This is a genomic window from Mucilaginibacter aurantiaciroseus, from assembly GCF_024055595.1.
Taxonomy (GTDB): Bacteria; Bacteroidota; Bacteroidia; order Sphingobacteriales; family Sphingobacteriaceae; genus Mucilaginibacter; species Mucilaginibacter aurantiaciroseus.
This window is the reverse complement of sequence record NZ_JAMXOF010000004.1, coordinates 256532-276141: the sequence shown is the minus strand read 5'-3', so window position 1 is coordinate 276141 and position 19610 is coordinate 256532. Positions and strand designations below refer to the sequence as shown.

17 protein-coding genes are annotated in these 19610 nt (G+C 43.5%); 1 reads left to right on the top strand and 16 read right to left on the bottom strand.

Annotated features, from left to right (window positions below; all coding sequences use genetic code 11):
• Positions 1–50: 50 nt before the first annotated feature.
• From NAF17_RS17190 to upp, 16 genes are all read right to left on the bottom strand, one after another.
• Positions 51–1664 (bottom strand): capsule assembly Wzi family protein, encoded by a 1614-nt coding sequence (locus NAF17_RS17190; RefSeq protein WP_252759258.1) that lies wholly within the window; start codon positions 1662–1664, stop codon positions 51–53.
• Positions 1665–1678: 14 nt separating this feature from the next.
• Positions 1679–2815 (bottom strand): GDP-mannose 4,6-dehydratase, encoded by a 1137-nt coding sequence (gene gmd / locus NAF17_RS17185; RefSeq protein ID WP_252759257.1) that lies wholly within the window; start codon positions 2813–2815, stop codon positions 1679–1681.
• Positions 2816–3158: 343 nt separating this feature from the next.
• Complete coding sequence (locus NAF17_RS17180) at positions 3159–3722, bottom strand: DUF3109 family protein (RefSeq protein ID WP_252759256.1); 564 nt, start codon at positions 3720–3722, stop codon at positions 3159–3161.
• Between the two features lie 10 nt (positions 3723–3732).
• The gene (locus NAF17_RS17175; protein ID WP_252759255.1) at positions 3733–4512 is read right to left on the bottom strand and encodes a DUF3108 domain-containing protein; all 780 of its coding nucleotides are present in this window, start codon (positions 4510–4512) and stop codon (positions 3733–3735) included.
• 213 nt (positions 4513–4725) lie between these two features.
• Complete coding sequence (locus tag NAF17_RS17170) at positions 4726–5241, bottom strand: DUF2480 family protein (RefSeq protein WP_252759254.1); 516 nt, start codon at positions 5239–5241, stop codon at positions 4726–4728.
• 176 nt (positions 5242–5417) lie between these two features.
• Positions 5418–7517: a peptidylprolyl isomerase gene (locus NAF17_RS17165; RefSeq protein WP_256474545.1), complete on the bottom strand. Its 2100-nt coding sequence runs from the start codon at positions 7515–7517 to the stop codon at positions 5418–5420.
• Between the two features lie 106 nt (positions 7518–7623).
• Entirely contained in the window at positions 7624–8199 is a 576-nt protein-coding gene (lptC, locus tag NAF17_RS17160; protein ID WP_252759252.1) for an LPS export ABC transporter periplasmic protein LptC, read from the bottom strand.
• An 11-nt stretch (positions 8200–8210) separates the two neighbouring features.
• Complete coding sequence (bamG, locus tag NAF17_RS17155; RefSeq protein WP_252759251.1) at positions 8211–9536, bottom strand: BamG family beta-barrel-assembly machinery protein; 1326 nt, start codon at positions 9534–9536, stop codon at positions 8211–8213.
• Positions 9529–10272 carry a type III pantothenate kinase gene (locus NAF17_RS17150; RefSeq protein WP_252759250.1) on the bottom strand — a complete coding sequence of 248 codons (744 nt, stop codon included), beginning with the start codon at positions 10270–10272 and terminating at the stop codon, positions 9529–9531. Before NAF17_RS17150 ends, bamG begins: the two co-directional genes overlap by 8 nt.
• Positions 10273–10965, bottom strand: a complete 693-nt coding sequence (purQ, locus tag NAF17_RS17145) for a phosphoribosylformylglycinamidine synthase subunit PurQ (RefSeq protein WP_252759249.1) — start codon at positions 10963–10965, stop codon at positions 10273–10275.
• A 45-nt stretch (positions 10966–11010) separates the two neighbouring features.
• Positions 11011–11997 (bottom strand): DUF6427 family protein, encoded by a 987-nt coding sequence (locus NAF17_RS17140; RefSeq protein WP_252759248.1) that lies wholly within the window; start codon positions 11995–11997, stop codon positions 11011–11013.
• Between the two features lie 128 nt (positions 11998–12125).
• On the bottom strand, positions 12126–13118 hold the full coding sequence (locus NAF17_RS17135; protein WP_252759247.1) for a glycosyltransferase family protein: 993 nt from the start codon (positions 13116–13118) through the stop codon (positions 12126–12128).
• A 592-nt stretch (positions 13119–13710) separates the two neighbouring features.
• A complete protein-coding gene (locus tag NAF17_RS17130; protein ID WP_252759246.1) occupies positions 13711–14565 on the bottom strand; it encodes a UDP-2,3-diacylglucosamine diphosphatase in 855 nt (284 codons plus the stop codon).
• A 472-nt stretch (positions 14566–15037) separates the two neighbouring features.
• Complete coding sequence (locus NAF17_RS17125) at positions 15038–15568, bottom strand: DinB family protein (RefSeq protein ID WP_252759245.1); 531 nt, start codon at positions 15566–15568, stop codon at positions 15038–15040.
• Positions 15565–16290 (bottom strand): YjjG family noncanonical pyrimidine nucleotidase, encoded by a 726-nt coding sequence (locus NAF17_RS17120; RefSeq protein WP_252759244.1) that lies wholly within the window; start codon positions 16288–16290, stop codon positions 15565–15567. The genes NAF17_RS17125 and NAF17_RS17120 overlap by 4 nt, the downstream gene beginning before the upstream one ends.
• Before the next feature lie 57 nt (positions 16291–16347).
• Entirely contained in the window at positions 16348–16995 is a 648-nt protein-coding gene (gene upp / locus NAF17_RS17115; protein ID WP_252759243.1) for a uracil phosphoribosyltransferase, read from the bottom strand.
• Positions 16996–17248: 253 nt separating this feature from the next.
• Here upp and uvrB point away from each other — a divergent pair, with 253 nt between their 5' ends.
• Positions 17249–19276, top strand: coding sequence for an excinuclease ABC subunit UvrB (gene uvrB / locus NAF17_RS17110; RefSeq protein ID WP_252759242.1), 2028 nt, complete (start codon positions 17249–17251; stop codon positions 19274–19276).
• Positions 19277–19610 lie beyond the last annotated feature (334 nt).

Sequence of the window (19610 nt, the reverse complement as noted above, 5' to 3'; positions counted from 1 at the left end):
CAGCTTCTGTATCACAGAAACCGCCTTTTTTTGTACAGATTAAAAAATCCTTAATGCGTTTTATAACTGGCCAGATCAGTGTAGATCTGGCGGAACGAGCTGCGTACGCCAAAAGTGATCATGCTGGTTTTATCGTTAAAGTCGCTGTTCTTCTCGGTACGGTAAATGCCGCCAAGCTCCAGCCTTAGGTTATATTTAGGGTTAAGCACATAGCCAATTTTGCCCTGCAGGTAAACCATATTGGTTTTTAAGCCCTGGCCAATAATGTTACCATCCCGGGCCAATGGGGTAGTGTAGTGCCGAAAAATGTCTTTACCGTAGTTGATGCCGTTCATATCCAGTCCGTAACGGCCGTAGTTTGCCTCGCCCATCAGGTCAAAACGTTTGTGAGAGTAGTTTAACAAGGCAACTACCTCGCGGAAGTTAGCCCCCCATGGGTGTGCCAATGGCTCGCTATTGGCCGAGTAGTTTAGTATGTTCGATCGTTCTGAATAGGTATAAGGCCTCACCGTGTTATGCTCTAACAGGTAGTTAAGGTTCTGTACACCAAATAGGTTAGCCCCGCGGATACCTAACTGGTAACCAAATTTATTATTGGAATAGCCCGCGTTATGGAAAAACTCTTTAGCCGTAAATTCATCAAGCGAGAACTGGCCATAGGCAGTTATGCCATCTGTTAACTTGTATTTGGTGGTGAAGCCTATCAGCGCGTTATCCGGTGAGCCGCCCGCTGCCTCTATCGGCCTTAAAAATATTAAGGGGTTAATGTAGCTAAAATCAAACCCGCGCGAGTGGCCGGCATCATCGGTACCTGCCCAAATAACCGAATCGTAGAAACCAAACGAAAGGCGGTTATTAACGTTCCAGTCTAAATAATGGAATATGCCAAATTTATTGCGGCTGATGTTTAGATCACTGGTGCCTTCGGGGTCTGTTAAGAAGGCCCACATAGCCATATATTTAACATTACCCAGGTTGGCTGTTAATTTAAAGAAAGGGTATGGCGACGCGTAATCTGATAACAGCAACGAGCGGTAGCCATCGCCAATAAAGGTTTTATCGCGCCCCGCGCTGATGTTAATATACTTAACTGGCGTGTATGATGCTACGGCAGTAATATAATCCCAACCGTATGCATTTGGTTTATTATTGAAACTGCCTGCATAAGCCATGCCCGGCACTATACCTACCTGCCTTATGTAATTAGAAATATAATTGGGTACTTCGGCACGGTTTAAATAGCCGGTAACATTGTAGTAAAACTTTTTACCAACCGTACCGCCAAACTGCATCCCTATCGAATTTAGGTAGGTATTTTGTTTGGAAGAGAAATCGCGGCCAATGTTAAAATCGGGTAAAAGATCAGCGTAGAAGGTGCTTTTTTGGCCTTTAACATCAATTAAATGCTCGTTAAAAAGCTTACGGTATAAGATATTAGTTGAGCCATTGTCGCCATAATTCATGATAGAATCATAGCGGTGCATCAACAGCGAATCGTCAACAAAGAACGGTTTGATAGTAGTATGCAGGCGTGTTTTGGTTGAATAGGCATCAGCATTAAACTTCTGATAAAAATCATAAGAGTAAGGCTGATATACCGATTGTGAACGGGCTATGCCCGCGGTAAGCAGTAATAGCGTTAGGCTAATAAATATTCTCTTCATAGTATGCCGTTTAACTATTCGAAATAGTTTTGTGTTTTAAAACCGCCTTTTTTCATGTGTTCGTCCTTTTTAGCCAGGTGCAGGTCGGAGTTTACCATATCGGTAACCAGGGCTTGCAGGTCATAACCCGGTTCCCAGCCCAATTGTTTTTTGGCTTTAGATGGGTCGCCTATTAACAGGTCAACCTCGGTAGGCCTAAAATATTTGGCGTCAACCTTAACAACCGTTTGCCCAAATTTTAAACCATCGGGGTTTAAGCCAAGGCTTTCTACCTTTTGCTGGTCAATATCGATGATCACACCACGTTCGTTTTCTTCCTTACCGCTAAATTCAATATCGATACCTAATTCGCCAAAAGCCATCTTAATAAACTCGCGTACGGTGGTGGTTACGCCGGTTGCTATTACATAGTCCTCAGGCTTGTCCTGCTGCAACATTAGCCACATGGCAACAATGTAATCCTTTGCATGGCCCCAGTCGCGCTGTGCGCTTAAATTGCCTACATAGAGGCAATCCTGCAGGCCTAAGCCTATCTTGGCAACAGCACGGGTAATTTTACGGGTAACAAAAGTTTCCCCGCGTATCGGGCTCTCGTGGTTAAACAAAATACCGTTGCAAGCGTACATGCCGTAAGCTTCGCGATAGTTAACGATGATCCAGTAGCCATAAAGTTTGGCTACAGCGTAAGGCGAGCGTGGATAAAAAGGGGTTGTTTCGCTTTGCGGCACATGCTGCACTAAACCATAAAGTTCTGATGTAGATGCCTGGTAAATGCGGGTTTTTTTGGTGAAGCCTAATAACCTTACGGCTTCTAAAATGCGTAATACGCCAAGCCCATCGGCATTAGCGGTATATTCCGGCGAATCGAAACTTACCTTAACGTGGCTTTGCGCGCCAAGGTTGTAGATCTCATCGGGCTGGATCTCCTGGATAAGACGGGTGAGGTTCATGGCGTCGGTAAGGTCGCCATAGTGGAGTTTAAGTTTAGCACCACTTTCGTGCGGGTCGTGGTAAAGGTGATCTATCCTGTCGGTATTAAAAGATGATGACCTGCGTTTTATGCCGTGTACCTCGTATCCTTTTTTTAGCAAAAACTCAGCTAAATATGCACCGTCCTGCCCGGTTATACCCGTTATTAAAGCCTTTTTCATTAACAAATATTATAAAATGCAATATTATTTAAATTAATTGTAAAAGCTTGTATCGGGTGGGGGTTGTTTTAATATCGAACATTGAATGCCCAATGTCGAATGATTAAGTGAAAACTTAAGTATTAGATATTTATGTTCCGCAGGGCGTTCTGAAAGAGACCCTGCGCCTATATGCAAGGCAGCGCAGTGCCCACGATGTGAGACCCTGCGACGACATGAAACAAAACCCTTCTACTACGAAAGCTTGTATATTGGCGATCTATTTTAATATCGAATACCGAACGCCAAATATCGAGTGATGAAGGGAAAGCTTTGAGGTTAGATATTCAATCCTATTTATAATTTAGATTCCCGCTACAGTATCTTCCAGTTCGCGGTACCAGTCTTCGCCGTATTTGCGAATCAGGGGGCCTTTCAAAAACTCGTGTACTTTAACCTGTAGCTCGTCGCCAAAAGAACAGGCAGGGCTGCAAATGCTCCAGCGGTCATAATTTAAAACGTCAAACTCGGGGTATGCGGTAATGCGGATAGGGTACAGGTGGCACGAAATAGGTTTTTGCCAGTCTACAGCGCCTTCTTCATACGCTTTTTCAATAGCGCATTTGGTAATGCCGTTCTCCCATATCACGTAGGCGCATTCTTTGTTCACCTCTACACAAGGGGTGGTATACTCACCTTCAAAATCGGTTACGTAGGTTCCTTCGCGCTCAATGGTGGCAATGCCTTTGGCGGTCATGTAAGGCTTTACTTTCGGGTAAATCTCGTCCAGCTTATCCAATTCATCATGGTTCAATGGTGCGCCCGAATCGCCCTCAAGGCAGCATGCGCCTTTGCACTTGTTTAAATTGCAAACAAAATTGTTTTTAATTACATCTTCGTGCAGTAACACGCCTCCTACTTCAATCATTTTCTAATATTTATTTTTGTATCGGGTTTAGCGGGTATTTTAATCCGCTGGCCTGGCTAAGGTCCATCACCAAACTGCCTACAATCAATTCAACATGCGCCTTAACAGGGATGCGGTTCTTATCATCAGTGATCCACAAATATAGCATACTGTTTTTTCTGAAGATGCGGCCGGGGATAATTGTTGGGTTAAATTTTAAACAGTTAAAGGTACCAAGCCCACATTTTACCTGTTCTTTACCCATGTAAGTAATGGATAATGAGTGGACGCCATCTTCTAAAAAATAACGCAGATCCAACTTTTCGCCAATTTTGATGTGCGATACATCGATATTCCGCGCAAAGTAATAGCACGATAAAAAATCGAACACATTTCCTTTAAACGGAAACTGGCCTTTATCGGCGGTGATCACATTCTTATCCCTGTCAAACGTTACCTTATCGGTGTGCCTGTATTTCGATTCCTGCCTGTTTTCCGAATAATAGTAAGGCAGCAGCGTTACCGGGTCGATGTAAGAGTGGTATTCGTTCTTGGTTTTAAACAGCAGGTTAAAAGTACCCAGCGTACGGGCCGCGGCGTTAATATGTAGTGCGGGGTGCCCGTTAAACTTCAGCGGGGTGTTCTCGATTTTTATTACAGCCTCGGCAGCGCTAAAAAATCCATATTTAAGTTTATAGGTAATTTGCTCGCCCGCTTTAAAAGCAACCTCTTTGGTTTTAGTGGCCTCGTCCTGGCTAAAAGCACGGGCAAAGGCGGTAAGAAGTATAAGAATTAAATAGTATTTCTTCATTTGATTGATATAAACATAGCCTCACCTAAATCCTCTCCGAAGGAGAGGGCTTTAAAATACTTTCGCTCTTTAAACCTTCTGTGAAGTAGAGAGCGGCGTGCGGCTAACATGCGATATAGACGTAGTTACCTTGTTAGAGTTTAATCCTTGTTCGCAGCTAACCTGCCTTTATTTTTGAACCCTCTTTTTCGGAGAGGGCAGGATGAGGCTGTTTTAGTCTTTGCGTTTATAAATAGGCACGGTAGAACATGGTTCGCCAAACATCAGGCTTTTTGCAACCGGGGTAAGCTTTTGCGTTAGCTCTACATAGGCCGATACCGGTATAGGCACGTCGCCGCAGCCTTTTATTACAACGCGCTGGTCGCGGTATTGCTCCACATCAAGCGCGGCTACTTCTTTTACAAATAGTACGGTCTCTAATACATCGGCATCACCAAAAACAACGGCGCGGGCATAAGGTGCCAAACGGTTTGCCAGCAGCATATAGGCCCATGCAGGTACAATAGCATCAGCAGTGCAGGTAATGGCTACGTTCTTATCCTGGTATTGCGCCCAGTCGTGCGTTTTTACAAACTCCCTAAAATCTTTCTCGCGCAGCATCAGGCCATGGAAAAGGTTATCCTTAATATCGTAAACCACGCGCTCGCCGGGGGCGTAAAACTGGGCAGGGTCTAAAGTGACCAGGCCGCTTTGAGCAACTTTATTGATGATGTTTTCCTGTATTTCCATGGCGTATGTATAAAATCGTTAAGCCCTCTCTAAATACCCCCTCATAGGGGAGACTTTTTAAATATAATCCTTCGTCGGATACGGGTTGAATGGAGCAAAGCAACTCGCTTATAAATAAAAAAATCCGGCAGCAACTATAACGTTGGTGCCGGATGCAAAATTACTTTAAATTTTTCTTAGAAGAACTTAGCTCTGTTATCTTTTACATTCGCCTTATCTTTCAGGGCATCAAGCACCTGGCCTTGCGAGCGCTGTGCAAGCGTTTGGCCTAACTGTGTTTTCTCGCGAACGTTGTTTGTAAGTTGTGCAGGGTTGGTAAAGCTATCTAAAGAGATAACATAAACGCCTTGCTGGCCTTCGATAGGTTTCGATACCTTGTTTGGCTGTGAGCCAAATACAGTACCTATAACTTTATACTCTGCTACTGAGCCTGGGATAACCGGGTTAGCAAATACAATGTTTTGCAAAGGAACAACTTTGCTGCCTGCTTTTTGAGCAACCTGATCAATAGTTGATGCACCGTTTAAAGCAGCATTAAATTTATCTGACAATTGCTTGCCTTTAACCGCGATGCGAACCATTGGTTCAATTTGTTTCTTTACAGCATCTAAAGCTAAAGCACCCGCAGGTTTAATGGCCGATACAAGTGCAATAACATATTGGTCGCCTATTGCAAAAACCTGGTCAGAGAATGTGCCTTTGTCTGATTTAAATGCCCACTTAACAACTTCGCGCGCGTTATCTAAACCTAATACTGTAGCTGCATTACCGCTTACATCTTCGGCATTTTTAATAGCAAGGCCTGCTTTTTTAGCTTGCGCATCAAAATTATCGGCAGATAGCGAGGTTAAGAAAGCCTGTGCTTTGCTGTAAACCTCATTTTGTGTTTTGCTGCTTGGTGTTAATGGTTTATCAACCTGTGCAACTTTAACAACCTTAGATGAACCTTTTTGCGCAGTGATCTGCATTAAGTGAACACCAAACGTTGTGGTTACAATTTTGATGTCGCCAACTTTACCGTTAAATGCTGTTTCTTCAAATAGCGGCGTCATCATGTTACGGCCAAACATGCCTACATCGCCACCTTTTTCTGCTGATGCTTTATCAATAGAAAAGTATTTAGCAAGTTCGGCAAATGATTTACCGCCGGCAATTAGTTTTTTAAGTGAATCTGCTTTCGCGATTGCTTTATCAACACCGCCTTCGGTAGCAGGGTTTAATAAGATGTGCTTTGCCTGTGCAGAATCGGGGCCTACACGTGTATCAACAAGCTTTGCTATTTTGTAGCTGCCGTTTGACAGGTAAGGGCCGTATGTAAAGCCTTTTTCGGCACCAAACATGATCGAGTCAAGTTTAGGCTCTAACTGGCCTTTTTTCTGGTATACAAGCTGTGCTTTTGTTTCTGAGTTGATTTGTACAAAAAGCGAATCGTTTGTTGACGCTTTAAACTCAGGTAGTAATTTTTCAACCTGTGCTTTTACGGCAAGGGTATCATCTTTAGATGGTGCAGCGTTAAAACTTACGTACTTAAAGCTACGCAGCTCGTTAGCGTTTTTGAACTCGCTTTTGTGCTCGTTGTAGTAAGTGCTGTAATCGTCATCACTTAACTTAACGTTGGCATCAGGTATTGATGCGTAGTCAAGCACGGTGTATTTGAAGTTAGCAAGTTTGTTTTTAGCAATATAATCGTCTTGCGCATCAAGCGAGTTTACGTACAGGCCATTAGTAACTAATGACATGTACTTTTGCTGTACTTTAGCGGCTTCTAAATTTACGATAAAGTCTTTCCACGCCTCTAACTGCGTTTTTTCGGCTTTTGGCGATTGCAGGTAGGCTAAGAACTGGTTAAGCTTAGCCGGGTCAAACTGGCCTTTCTCGTTAACAAACTGGCGCTGTATCTGCGGGTCAGGATTGTTACCGCTTATCATGGCCTGTCTTTCATCTGGGCCAACAACAAGGCCTAAACGGCTAATTTCTTTGCCAAGCAATTTTTCTGTTAAAAACTGGTTCCAGGTAGTTTCCTGTATGTAGCTATTAATTTGCGGAGTAAGGCTTTGGCCGCCACTCTGTTGTTTAAATTGTTGTGTTGATTGATCCAGTTTTGTACTGAAATCGGCGTAACCAATCTTTTCGCCATTTACTTCACCAATAGTGGTTGCATCGCCCTTTAAAAAAGAACTTCCCGAACGAACTACTTCCTCGGCAATAAAACCTAAAAGTGCTACTCCAATCACAATTGCGAGAATCTTTCCCATTCGCTCCCGCAAAAAACCCATTATGCCCATATAATTTTTCTATGTTTTATATTCTCAAAAAGAGGCGCAAGATACAATTTTTACTAAAATTCTATAACACAAAATTTTGCGAAAAAAATTGAGGCTATTATTGGGCGAGGCCGCCATCAACATGGATGATAGCGGTAGAGTTTTGAAACTTAGGATTTAAGAATTTATCATCGCTTACAAAGCTGGTGCCGGTCATTTGTTCACCATTAGGCTTTGTCATAAGCACATTCTTGTTTGAATAGGTTTGCTTTTTGTTTTTATCCCAAATTAATTCTTCCGATCTGTAAACTATCCCGTCGTTACGGGTAGCTACTACGTTTTTATGGAATATGATAAGATCTTTTTCTTTGTAGTAATAACCGGTATCAGCAATTATATTGATATCTTCTTTTAAAGCGCGGTTATACAATACCACTTTAACCCCTTTAGGCATTACGCTGTAAGGGTCTTTTTTGGTATCGTATTGTATAAGCAGGGGTGCTGTGAGCTGTGCTTTTACAAACCCGGAGTCGCTTAAGATCATATCTACACCGGTTGTGCGCTGGATAGGCTTGGTTGCATCGGCGGCGGCAATAGCTTTTACCTTGTTAAGGTCGTTTTCGCAAGCGCTTAAAAGCAGGGCTATAAAAACAGCCGGTAAATAAATGCTCAGTTGTTTAAGCCTGCTTTGCATTACGATGGATATTAATCGAACTTGTATTTCTGGAACCACTTATCGTTAAGGGTGAACGACAGGTGTAGGTTAATGTAGTTTTCTTTAACTAAACCGCTAACAATTGTACCGCGTTTTCCAATTTCGGCGCCTATGTTTACCTTGTAAAAGGTTGATGTGGTGTTAGACCTTAATGGTAAACCAACCCCAAACGTTGCCGCGTAACGTTTTATATCGGTGCTGTTTACGTTAATGTAAGTTTGATCATAAATAAAACCGAGGCGATAATCAACTGCTGCAAAATAGTTAGACAGGGAGTTTATGTTTGGTGTAAACTGGCCGCCTATGTTTAATGTACGGCTATCGCGAAGCCCTTTATTAACACCCGCAACGGTTAATTTAGACCAATTGCTCATGGTATAATCTACCCCTACTAAATATTTACCCTGGTTTTGGAATGCTATACCAAAGCGGTTTATCATGGGTAACTGTATTTTGGCAGATGGTTGCTGGGTATTAACCAAACTATCTGTAGCTACACCTTCATCGCCGTTAGCATTGCGGTAATAGCTGCTAACTATGTAACTGTTTGTGGAATTTAATTTTGTATTGGCCGATGCGGAGTAACCGAATGTTAAGCGTTTCTTTTCAGAAAAATCGATGCCGTATTGCACACCAAAATCATAATTTAAACCTTTTATGCTGTTGCTTTCTTCGATACGTGAGTTTAAAGTACCGGGCAGGGTGGGGATCTCGGTAGACTGCCTTTCTTTTAAATTACCAAATATATAGGAAGCACTTGCACCAACTGATAAGTGTTTGCCAATGCCAAAACCATACCCTAAATAAAACCTTGATAAACCACCATCGCCATTGTATATATAATTTACAGCATTGGTATCTGCGGATGCGCCTGTACCGAAGTTAGGGTTTATTTGCCTGTAGCTGTAGCCAAGCTCGCTGTACGGCATTAAGCCGAAGGTAATGGCAGAGCGTTTTGATACTGGGATACCAAATGCGATATGGCTTAACCTGAAGTTTGCGTTGCGTTGCGACGTTTGGCCCGATTTTTCAAGCGTGTTGAAAGAGCCCCTTACACCAATATCAATTATTGTTAAACCAATGTTTGCGTTTGATGCAGGGTTAAGCGGGTTTACCGAAAAAAAACCGTTGATCGTATTTGTTGCAACCCCAATACCGCCCATGGCAGAATTTTGCGGTAACAACATCGGGTTAATATCACCAATACCGTAACGCGAATATGGGGAACTGGTAGTTGCAGTAGATTGCGCCTTTACGCCCAGTGCCGTTGCCGTAAATAAGAACAGTATTATCAGGAACCTTATATGTTTAGTCATTATGCTTTTGTATCGCTGCGTTTAATCCTTTAAGAACCAGGTAAGGCTCAATTTTAATATAGGGGGCAAAGATGCTATTTTTCAATAGAGTATCAAAAAAAATACTATCGCCCCCGCTTAGTATAATATTGTACCCTTGTGTTGTTTTTATGTACTCGTTTATGAAGCCTTGCAGCTCATATTTAACCCCGTTTTGCACACCCGATATGATGGCCGATGTGGTGTCATCACCATATGCAGCGTTAAAATTTTCGTCGGCTTCTACCAAAGGCAGGGCCGCGGTATAATGGTTAACGGCTTTATAACGCATATTTAATCCCGGTGATATACTGCCGCCAAAATAATTTGCGCCGGCGTCAACAAAGTCATAAGTGATGCAGGTGCCCCCGCTTATTATGATGTTGTTGGTATTGGGAAATAAATAACTGGCCCCAATTACCGCTGCAAGCCTATCGGCACCAAGTGTTTTAGGGGATCTGTATTGGTTATTTATGCCCGCCGTTATGCTACTGTTAAATTGTATTACGCTAAATTCTTGTTCCAGCGCGGTTTGCCAGGGTTGTTTATTTGTTTTTACAGATGATATGATAACCCCGTCAATTTTATAATCGCTTAAAAAGCCATTGATGTTTTGCCCGGTTGGTTGCGGGTATTGCTCCACTTTAAGCAGGTCGTCATTTTCAAAAACGGCTACTTTTGTAAAAGTGTTGCCAATATCAATAACCAGGTTTGGCATTTAAGCTCTCGCCAGTGATAATATCGATTCAAAAATAGCCAGTCCGTCTTCGTTGCCTACCAGGCTCTCTGAAGCACGCTCGGGGTGTGGCATAAAGCCAAATACGTTGCGGCCTGCGTTGGTAACGCCTGCAATGTTTTCGATAGAGCCGTTAGGGTTGCTATCGTCGGTAATGTTACCGGCCTCGTCGCAATAGCGGAATAATACCTGGTCGTTATCATTTATCGCCTTTAATACATCGGCATCGGCAAAATAATTACCCTCGCCATGGGCCAAAGGTATTTTTAACGCGCGTTGCGGGTCTATCAGCTGCGTAACCAACGAGTTTGTGGTTTGCGCTTTCATGTGGATGTTGCGGCAAATAAACTTGCGGTTTTTGTTGTGCAGCAATGCACCCGGTAAAAGGCCTGCCTCTGTCAATATCTGGAAGCCGTTGCAAATACCCAACACCTTACCGCCCTTGGCTGCAAACTGTATAACTTCTTGCATAATAGGCGAGAAGCGGGCAATAGCGCCCGACCGAAGGTAGTCGCCAAACGAGAAACCGCCCGGCAAAACAATAAACTCAGCACCTTGCAAATCATGGTCTTTATGCCACAAACGCACCACCTGCTGGCCCATTACATTTTGAAGAACGTGGATGATATCCTCATCGCAATTTGAGCCGGGGAAAATTACTACACCAAATTTCATGGTACAAAACTAATATAACCTATGAAATTTGAACGAATGTAAAAGTTAAAAAGTGTTAAACTGAAAATATATGATGCTGATAAGCAGCAATAAATACAAACTTTCGTACATCCACTTCACATTGGCGTTAATAAAATAGTACGAAAAAAATACCGCTGCAGGCACAGCGCACAGTAAAAAATGGTTAAGATTAAACTCCGTTTTTACGTAAAAGGACAGCCCGCCAATTAAAAATATAGCGAACAATAGCTGGAACGATTTACGCACCTGCACATAACTTTTATAATAGTTTTGTTGTAATTTGAAAAAGTATAGTACTAAAATAAGCAACACGGGTATCAGTACCAGGTAATTATAGTTTTTGATGTTGATGCTTTTTGGAAACTTGCTGCCCAGCGGCGCCCATATGTGATAAAAGTTACCCAGCTTATTATTGAGGTAATAAAACACCGCTATAAAGAAGAAAACGGTGGCATATCCCAACACGCCCGAAAGCCATTCGCGCCAGTTAACGGGTTTAAATATGATCAGGGCTATCCAGATAGACAGGAACAGGTAAATATAGGGCAGATAAATAATGGAGCCGATGGCAACGATCATCCCCAGATCATAAGCGGTGGATTTGGCATCGTCGCTTTTGTAGAGGCTGAAGAGCTTGAACAGCATCCAGATGAGCAGGAAATTACAGATAAGCGGTGCGCTCAAAGTTATGAAAGGGGCAAACAGCGCGGTTACCGTAACATACATCAGTGCCGGTAAAAAAGTGGAACGGCCCAAAAGGTTGTAATAGTTAACGAGGTAATTTAGCAGTAATGCCTGCGCTAACACCATAAGCCCCGCCAGGAAAACATTGGCAACGGGCGAAAAGGCGTATTCATATGATGCAGGGATGAGCAGGCGGGCAAAGGGTTCTACAAATATAAACTGGAGTTTATGGGGCGCTTCAATTAGATAACCTATACGCAGCACAAAGATCAAAATGGCCAGCCATAATACGTTAAGCGGATTAAATACTTTAAAAATACTGATCATACCGGTTGGCTATTGGCTGCAAAATTAGCACAAAATTTTAGAGTGTTGGGATGGGCAGTATTTAATTGTCAGTCTGAGCTTGTCGAAGACTTATCAAAGCAGCTAATGGTTCGACAGGCTCACCAAACTTATACGCATTTCCTCGCGTACTTTTTCATCATCTCATCCACTATCCGGGCGGTCTCATCGGGAAAATCGACTACAATGCGGCGGTCGTCGGCTATCCAGTGGTTTATGCGCTGTACAAAATCGGGGCCTATGGTGTGCACCACTTCTACCCCCAGTTTGGAGGCCGATAGCGCGTTGCACTGCTGCTCGTACTGGCCGCGCATCGGGATCATCAAAACCTTTTTACCCAGGAACAGCGCCTCGGCAGGGCCTTCAAAACCACCACCTGTAAGCAGGCCGGCGCAACTTGCCAAACTAATGTTAAACGCCTCGTTATTTACCGGGAACACGCTTACGTTCCCTTCACGGTAGGCTATTTTGGTACGCTTGCTAAAAATCTGCCACTCGGCATTGGTTGCTTTAAGGTTTTTTATGAGTGTTTTATCGCTGTAGGCGGGCAGGTAAACGGCGTAATGGCCCAGGTTGCTGGTCACCATCTGGCGAATGTCGCTGCGGATAACCGGGGTGTGAATAAAATCATCGTACCGTTCAAAGTGGAAACCTATATGGTGCGTGGTGGGCGAGTAATATTTAAAAAGCCACTCGGCATAGTTCCATTTTTTTGGGCGAGGCGTTTTTTGAGATACAAACGAGCATTGGTGACTTAACGATACCGACGGCACCTTTTGCAGGCGACAGGCCCAGGCGCTAACGGGTTCAAAATCGTTAATAATAAGGTCGTACTGTTCGAGAGGTATGCTATGCATATCCTTCCAAAGCTGGCGCAGGTTCATGATCTTGAAGGTAGCCCAGTTATCTACCCCGCCATTTTTACCGAACACAAAGCTAAAGCCATGGAAACGGTATTTAAGCGGCTGGCTCAGGCTTACCTCGGCTTCGGTGCCGCTAACCAGCAGGTCCACCTCGCCATATTGCTGCAACAGGGGAACGATCTCGCGGGCGCGGCTAATATGGCCATTCCCTGTACCCTGTATACCGAACAATATTTTCATACGCGTAGAATTGCGGGCAATTTAGTAAAGAAATATGTATCCAAGATTATTAAATGATGAATAGCAGATAATTTGTAAATACGTTAAGATGTTTTTTGCAAAGACCCAAAACACTTTATTAAAAGAATGATCTCTTAGATATAAGATGCTGAAGTGACTGGATTGATTTATGTAGTTTTAAAGTCTTAACAGGTTAAATTAAATTACAGTGGAAATTAAAGCACATAAACAATTCGAAGTTCGGGACGATAAGGCTTCAATCTGGCGTTATATGAATTTTGCCAAGTTTGTGCATTTACTTCAAACTAACAAGTTGTATTTTAATCGAGTCGATAAGTTTAAAGATTCATATGAAGGATTACATTCAAAATTTAATTAACCTGAATGGGTTGAGGTTTACAAAGATTGGTATGAAAGAGGTAAACTAAATAAAGTTAATGCAATGTTTGAAGCAACGTTACAGATTTCATCCAATCTAAGAGATATATGTGTCACCAGATTCGCCTAAGTGGGTTACTGATTTAGTAGATTAAATAAGTAAGAAGTACCAAATAAAAGCAGAAGTCACACAATTTAAATTGTATGATATAGGTTAATGCGCTTCCTGCTTAAATCTCTCTAATAAACTGCGTACGTCCAGTTTGGCGTCGAGGTCTTCGGCGTCGGTAATGTCGTCTTCGTCGTTGTCTTGCTTAAAATCTTCGGGGAGGTATTTAAATATGGTCCAGTCGTTATTGTGGTATTCTAAGGCACTAAGGCTTTCTACCCAGTCGCCGCTGTTGAGGTACAGTACCGAGCCCGTTTGTTCGGTAGATTGAATGGTGCGGATCTCGGCGTGGTGGATATGCCCGCAAATAACGTATGTGTAGGCTTTCTCTACGGCCAGGTCGGCAGCGGTTTGCTCAAACTGGTTAATGAATTTTACGGCGTCTTTAAACTTGGCCTTTATTTTTTGCGAAAAACTCATTTTCTCGCGGCCTATAGCCGTTAAAAACCAGTTGGTAATGCTGTTGATGATGATCAAAGTATCGTACCCAACGGCGCCCATTTTGGCCAGCCATTTAGAGTGCTGCATGGTAACATCAAACACATCGCCATGGAAGATCCAGGCCTTTTTACCGTCGATATTAAGCACTATTTTATCTAGCAGCTGAAAAGTGCCGAGGTTAAAATCGGTAAATTTGCGCAGCATCTCGTCGTGGTTGCCGGTAAGGTAATACACGGGCACGCCCTCGGTAACAAATTTAAGGATGCGGCGCACCACCTTCATGTGTGCTTCGGGCCAGTACGATTTGCTGAATTGCCAAATATCGATGATATCCCCGTTGAGGATAAGCATTTTGGGCTTTATACTTTTAAGATATTTGAGGAGTTCTTTGGCGTGGCAGCCATATGTGCCTAAATGGACATCAGATATGATAACTATATCTACTTCGCGTTTTGCCATTAAAAATTGCAGGGCTATAAATAGCCGTTAAATTAAATGCGCTGGCAGGCTTGGTTGGCGGGGGGGGCTTATTCCTCGTCGTCGTCTTCGTTAACCTTTAGTTCGTAAGGGCTTAGATAGAATGCACCAAGCAATACCAGTAATCCTGTTACAAACAAGTAAGTAAATTCAAAATTCATCTTTCCTTATTTTTACAAATATGAACTAATCAAATTATAATAGTGTTAAGACAGTGTTAAATGTTAAAGGTTACAGGTTAAAAAAAATAATTCAAAAACTTGGTTTACAGGCCGTTTTACGGGCGTTTTGTTTACGTTAAATTACCTTTTTCATATGAAATTGACGTGAAATTAATTTGGATAAAGTGGTGGCATTGTTTTGACACCATTGTAAAATACAAGGAGCTGACAATGAGGTTTTTGCAAAAAAACGCATGTGTTCGCAAACGTGAACGTGAACATTTTGCGTGTTTTTAACCCTTTGCAAAATTACTTTTAATGCGCTCTAACTGTTTTGTATGATGCTGCAGGTGTAGGCGGGTAAACTTGAACCATTGCGCCGCGTTAAGCATGCCCAGGCGCGGGTGCAGCCAGCGTGCGTTTTCTTTGGCATCGGCAATCAGGCAGGTAACGCCCTCAATCCGTTTGCGGGTTTTTATGATGAAGTTTTTGGCATCCTCGATACTGATCTTCTTAGGGGTGATCTTATCAGCCATAGCCTCAGGTACTTTCAGCTTCCCCGGCGGGAAAAGGCCGGTAGCCATTACATAATATCCCCAAAAGTTCATTCCTTTTTTAGTCGGCGGGCAGTTGTTATTCGTACATCGCTCCAGCGCGATGGTAGACCCCAGGCTCGATTTCAGGATGTGGTCATACACCTCTGCATAGCTCCAGCCGCCCACAGGTGGGGTTTGGGTAAAGTGCTCATCAGAAAAACCATTCAGCAATTGGCGGTAGTTATCTAATGCAGCGTCAATGGCGCGGCGCTCTTTGGCAATGTTCATAGTAATAAAGTTAACTCTTTTAAATGAGTAACCTGTACGGTAACATCGGCGGGTTTTTCGAGGCCGGCGGGGTTAAAATAAATGGCATCCATACCAACACCCATGGCGCCGCGGATATCGGCTTCGATACTGTCGCCTATCATCACACTTTCGGGGATGGTTGCCCCGGCCAGTTCAATAGCGTGGTGAAATATCTGCGGGTCGGGTTTGTTAACACCCACCACTTCGGATATGATGATGTTTTGAAAATAGGGCGCAAGGTTGGTACCTGCTACCTTCATCTCGGTAGATTCTTTAAACCCGTTAGAGATCAGATGCAGCGTGTACTTGCTTTGCAGATAGGCCAGCGTTTCGTGTGCATGGGGGAACAGGTTTGTTTTGGTTGGGCCAAGGTTTACATAAGCGTCCTCAAAATCGGCGGGCATCAGGTCGGGGTTTATGCCAAGCTCAATAAAGGTTGATTTAAAACGTTCCTCGCGCAATTCATCCTTACTTATCCTGCCCAGGTGGTAATCTGCCCAAAGGCGGTGATTGTGGCGGGTATAGGTTTCTATGAACAGGTCGGCAGAGTGCAGGCCGATCTCTTTTAATTTGTAAGTGCTGTAAAGTTCGTGCAGGGTTTCTTTGGCGTTTTTATCAAAGTCCCAAATGGTGTGGTCAAGGTCGAAGAAAATGTGGCGATATATTTTAGATGTACGATTTACGATATCAGATTGTGGCATGAAAGCAAAGTTATTATATTCAAATCGTAATTCTAAAATCGTCTATCGTAAATCTACTCACATCTTCTCCCCAAATGCCAGATCGCCCGCATCGCCTAAGCCTGGTACGATATAAGCTTTACTGGTCATTTCCTCATCAACAGCGCATACCCAAACTTTGGCGTTGGGCAGGTTTGCGCGTACGTGGGCAATGCCCTCGGTGCTGGCAATAACGGCCACTATGTGCAGGGCCTTCAATTTGTATCGGGCGATGATCTCTTTACAAACCAGTGCGGTGCTTTGCCCTGTGGCCAGCATGGTATCGCACATAATTAATGTTTTACCTTCAAGATTCGGGGCCGAGATCTGGTCTATCTGTATTGTGAATCCCCCGTTCTTTTTAACCTTGCGGCAAGCGGTAATAAAGGCACTATCGGCACGGTCAAAAAAGTTAATAAAGCCTTGGTGAAAGGGCAGGCCGGCGCGCAATATGGTGGCTATAACCGGTTGTTCGGTTGCTAAGTTGATGCTTGCTGTGCCTAATGGCGTTTGTACGTCAGTGCTTTCGTAAACAAGGGTTTTGCTGATCTCGTAAGCCATTATCTCGCCAAGCCTTTCCTGGTTTTTGCGGAAACGGTATTTATCCTGCTGAATAATAACATCGCGCAGTTCAGCTAAAAAATGGTTGGCAATACTATTAGTTTTATTAAGGATGAAAGGCTGCATGAATAGATCTGAGACGTTGGCTATGAAACTTGAGATAAAACACTTTCTCAAATCTTGCTTAAAGATTGCGAAATAGACGGAATTAAGCAATCATTATTCAAAAAAGTTGGTTGTATAAAAAAGATGCTGACATAAGACTGTCACGGGCACATATGTTATTTGTAAACATTACCAGTGATAAAGCAACTAAAAAGCTTAGCAATCTTGACAGCCTAATCACAAATCTCTAACCACTAATTGCTACATTTGAGTAATGGATTTTAAAATAACTTCTCAGTACGTACCCTCGGGCGACCAGCCCACCGCTATTAAGCAACTGGTTGATGGGGTAAACAATGCCGACCCTTTCCAAACCCTGTTGGGGGTAACCGGATCCGGTAAAACGTTTACCATAGCCAACGTAATTGAGCAAACACAAAAGCCAACGCTGATACTTAGCCACAACAAAACTTTGGCGGCACAGCTTTATGGCGAGTTTAAACAGTTTTTCCCCGAAAACGCGGTAAATTACTTTGTTTCCTATTACGATTATTACCAGCCCGAGGCGTTCATCCCTTCATCAAATACCTATATTGAAAAAGACCTGCAGATAAACGAGGAGATTGAAAAACTGCGTTTGCGCACTACCTCGTCGCTTATGAGCGGCAGGCGGGATGTTATTGTGGTATCGTCTATATCCTGTATTTATGGTATGGGTAACCCCGAGGATTTTGCCAATTCGGTATTCAAATTCGCAGTTGGTACCCGTATTAGCAGGAACGCATTTTTACATAGACTTGTTGAGATACTTTATGCCCGCACCACAGCCGATTTTAAACGCGGCACTTTCCGTGTAAAGGGCGATACCGTAGATATTTTCCCGGCGTATATGGATTATGCTTACCGAATCAGCTTTTTTGGGGATGATATTGAGGAGCTAAGCACTTTTGACATCACCACTGGTAAAACCATCGAGAAGATGACGCACATGGTGGTTTACCCCGCCAACCTTTACGTTGCCCCGCGCGAACGCTTCCAGCAATCGGTTTGGGCCATACAGGAAGAGCTGGAAACCCGTAAAAAGCAGTTTATTGATGATGGCCGCTTCATTGAGGCAAAACGACTTGAAGAAAGGGTAAATTACGACCTAGAGATGATCCGCGAGTTAGGTTATTGTAGCGGTATCGAAAATTACTCGCGCTTTTTTGATGGCCGCGAGCCGGGTATGCGCCCCTTCTGCTTATTAGACTATTTCCCCGATGATTACCTGATGGTAATTGATGAGAGCCACGTAACTGTGCCGCAAATAAGGGCCATGTATGGTGGCGATAGGTCGAGGAAGATCTCCTTGGTTGATTATGGTTTCCGTTTGCCTGCGGCGATGGATAACAGGCCGCTAAACTTCCAGGAGTTTGAGCGTCTTGCACCACAAACGATATATGTAAGCGCAACGCCTGCTGATTTCGAACTGGAAAAATCGGGCGGTGTAGTTGTGGAACAGGTGATCCGCCCTACGGGACTGCTTGACCCGATAATAGAGATTCGCCCGGTGATAAACCAGGTTGATGATTTGCTTGATGAGGTAGACAAAACCATTAAAATGGGCGACCGTATATTGGTAACCACCCTAACCAAACGCATGGCCGAAGAATTAGCCAAGTATATGGACAGGTTGGGTATCAAATGCCGTTACATCCACTCGGAAGTAAAAACTTTGCAGCGGGTAGAGATCCTGCGTGGCCTTCGCCTCGGGGAGTTTGATGTGCTGATAGGGATCAACTTGCTTCGCGAAGGGCTGGATTTACCGGAGGTATCGTTAGTGGCTATTTTAGATGCGGATAAGGAAGGGTTCTTACGGTCGGAGCGCTCGCTGATCCAAACCATTGGCCGTGCTGCCCGTAACGACAGGGGCCGGGTTATTATGTATGCCGATAAAATAACCAATTCGATGCAGATTACGATGGACGAAACTAACCGCCGCCGCGATCTGCAGATAAAATACAATACCGAGCATGGCATTACGCCGCGTACGGTGGGTAAATCAAAAGAAGAGATCATGGAGCAAACCTCGGTGGTCGACTTTAAAGGGGGTGTACAACAAGCCTACGTGGAAACCGATACCATGACCCTTGCCGCAGACCCAATTGTTCAGTACATGACCAAGCCGGACTTGAAAAAATCTATCGACAACACCCGCAAGAACATGGTCGCGGCAGCAAAAAACATGGATTTCCTGTTAGCCGCCAAGCTGCGTGATGAGATGTTTGCGCTGGAAAAAATGATGGAAGAAAAATTCTCGTAATAAAAACGCCTGCGCTTGTGTAAGCAAGCGCAGGCGTTTTGTTCAGATCTATCTGATTTTAAGCTAATTTCTATCAACCTTAATTGGCTAAATGGAAGGCCTGTTCAACCTCAGCATAATTCCTAAAATTGACGGTTGCGATTGTATGCACGCCAACGGGGATAATTACATACCTGAAAGTATGGGCATAGATATGCCGCCGTAAACATTCGTATTGTTGGTCATAACAAGCTGTATCTTACCTAATGTGGCCCTGGCCGGCCAGGGATCAATTTCGAAAGTAAAAGCTTTAATAAATAGTTTTTACTTTTCAACCCTCTTTCATTATGCATAA

Excerpts from the sequence above, each read along its gene's own strand:
- NAF17_RS17190 (WP_252759258.1), bottom strand. The coding sequence starts at position 1,664 with ATGAAGAGAATATTTATTAGCCTAACGCTATTACTGCTTACCGCGGGC.
- gmd (WP_252759257.1), bottom strand. The coding sequence starts at position 2,815 with ATGAAAAAGGCTTTAATAACGGGTATAACCGGGCAGGACGGTGCATAT.
- NAF17_RS17180 (WP_252759256.1), bottom strand. The coding sequence starts at position 3,722 with ATGATTGAAGTAGGAGGCGTGTTACTGCACGAAGATGTAATTAAAAAC.
- NAF17_RS17175 (WP_252759255.1), bottom strand. The coding sequence starts at position 4,512 with ATGAAGAAATACTATTTAATTCTTATACTTCTTACCGCCTTTGCCCGT.
- NAF17_RS17170 (WP_252759254.1), bottom strand. The coding sequence starts at position 5,241 with ATGGAAATACAGGAAAACATCATCAATAAAGTTGCTCAAAGCGGCCTG.
- NAF17_RS17165 (WP_256474545.1), bottom strand. The coding sequence starts at position 7,517 with ATGGGTTTTTTGCGGGAGCGAATGGGAAAGATTCTCGCAATTGTGATT.
- lptC (WP_252759252.1), bottom strand. The coding sequence starts at position 8,199 with ATGCAAAGCAGGCTTAAACAACTGAGCATTTATTTACCGGCTGTTTTT.
- bamG (WP_252759251.1), bottom strand. The coding sequence starts at position 9,536 with ATGACTAAACATATAAGGTTCCTGATAATACTGTTCTTATTTACGGCA.
- NAF17_RS17150 (WP_252759250.1), bottom strand. The coding sequence starts at position 10,272 with ATGCCAAACCTGGTTATTGATATTGGCAACACTTTTACAAAAGTAGCC.
- purQ (WP_252759249.1), bottom strand. The coding sequence starts at position 10,965 with ATGAAATTTGGTGTAGTAATTTTCCCCGGCTCAAATTGCGATGAGGAT.
- NAF17_RS17140 (WP_252759248.1), bottom strand. The coding sequence starts at position 11,997 with ATGATCAGTATTTTTAAAGTATTTAATCCGCTTAACGTATTATGGCTG.
- NAF17_RS17135 (WP_252759247.1), bottom strand. The coding sequence starts at position 13,118 with ATGAAAATATTGTTCGGTATACAGGGTACAGGGAATGGCCATATTAGC.
- NAF17_RS17130 (WP_252759246.1), bottom strand. The coding sequence starts at position 14,565 with ATGGCAAAACGCGAAGTAGATATAGTTATCATATCTGATGTCCATTTA.
- NAF17_RS17125 (WP_252759245.1), bottom strand. The coding sequence starts at position 15,568 with ATGAACATTGCCAAAGAGCGCCGCGCCATTGACGCTGCATTAGATAAC.
- NAF17_RS17120 (WP_252759244.1), bottom strand. The coding sequence starts at position 16,290 with ATGCCACAATCTGATATCGTAAATCGTACATCTAAAATATATCGCCAC.
- upp (WP_252759243.1), bottom strand. The coding sequence starts at position 16,995 with ATGCAGCCTTTCATCCTTAATAAAACTAATAGTATTGCCAACCATTTT.
- uvrB (WP_252759242.1), top strand. The coding sequence starts at position 17,249 with ATGGATTTTAAAATAACTTCTCAGTACGTACCCTCGGGCGACCAGCCC.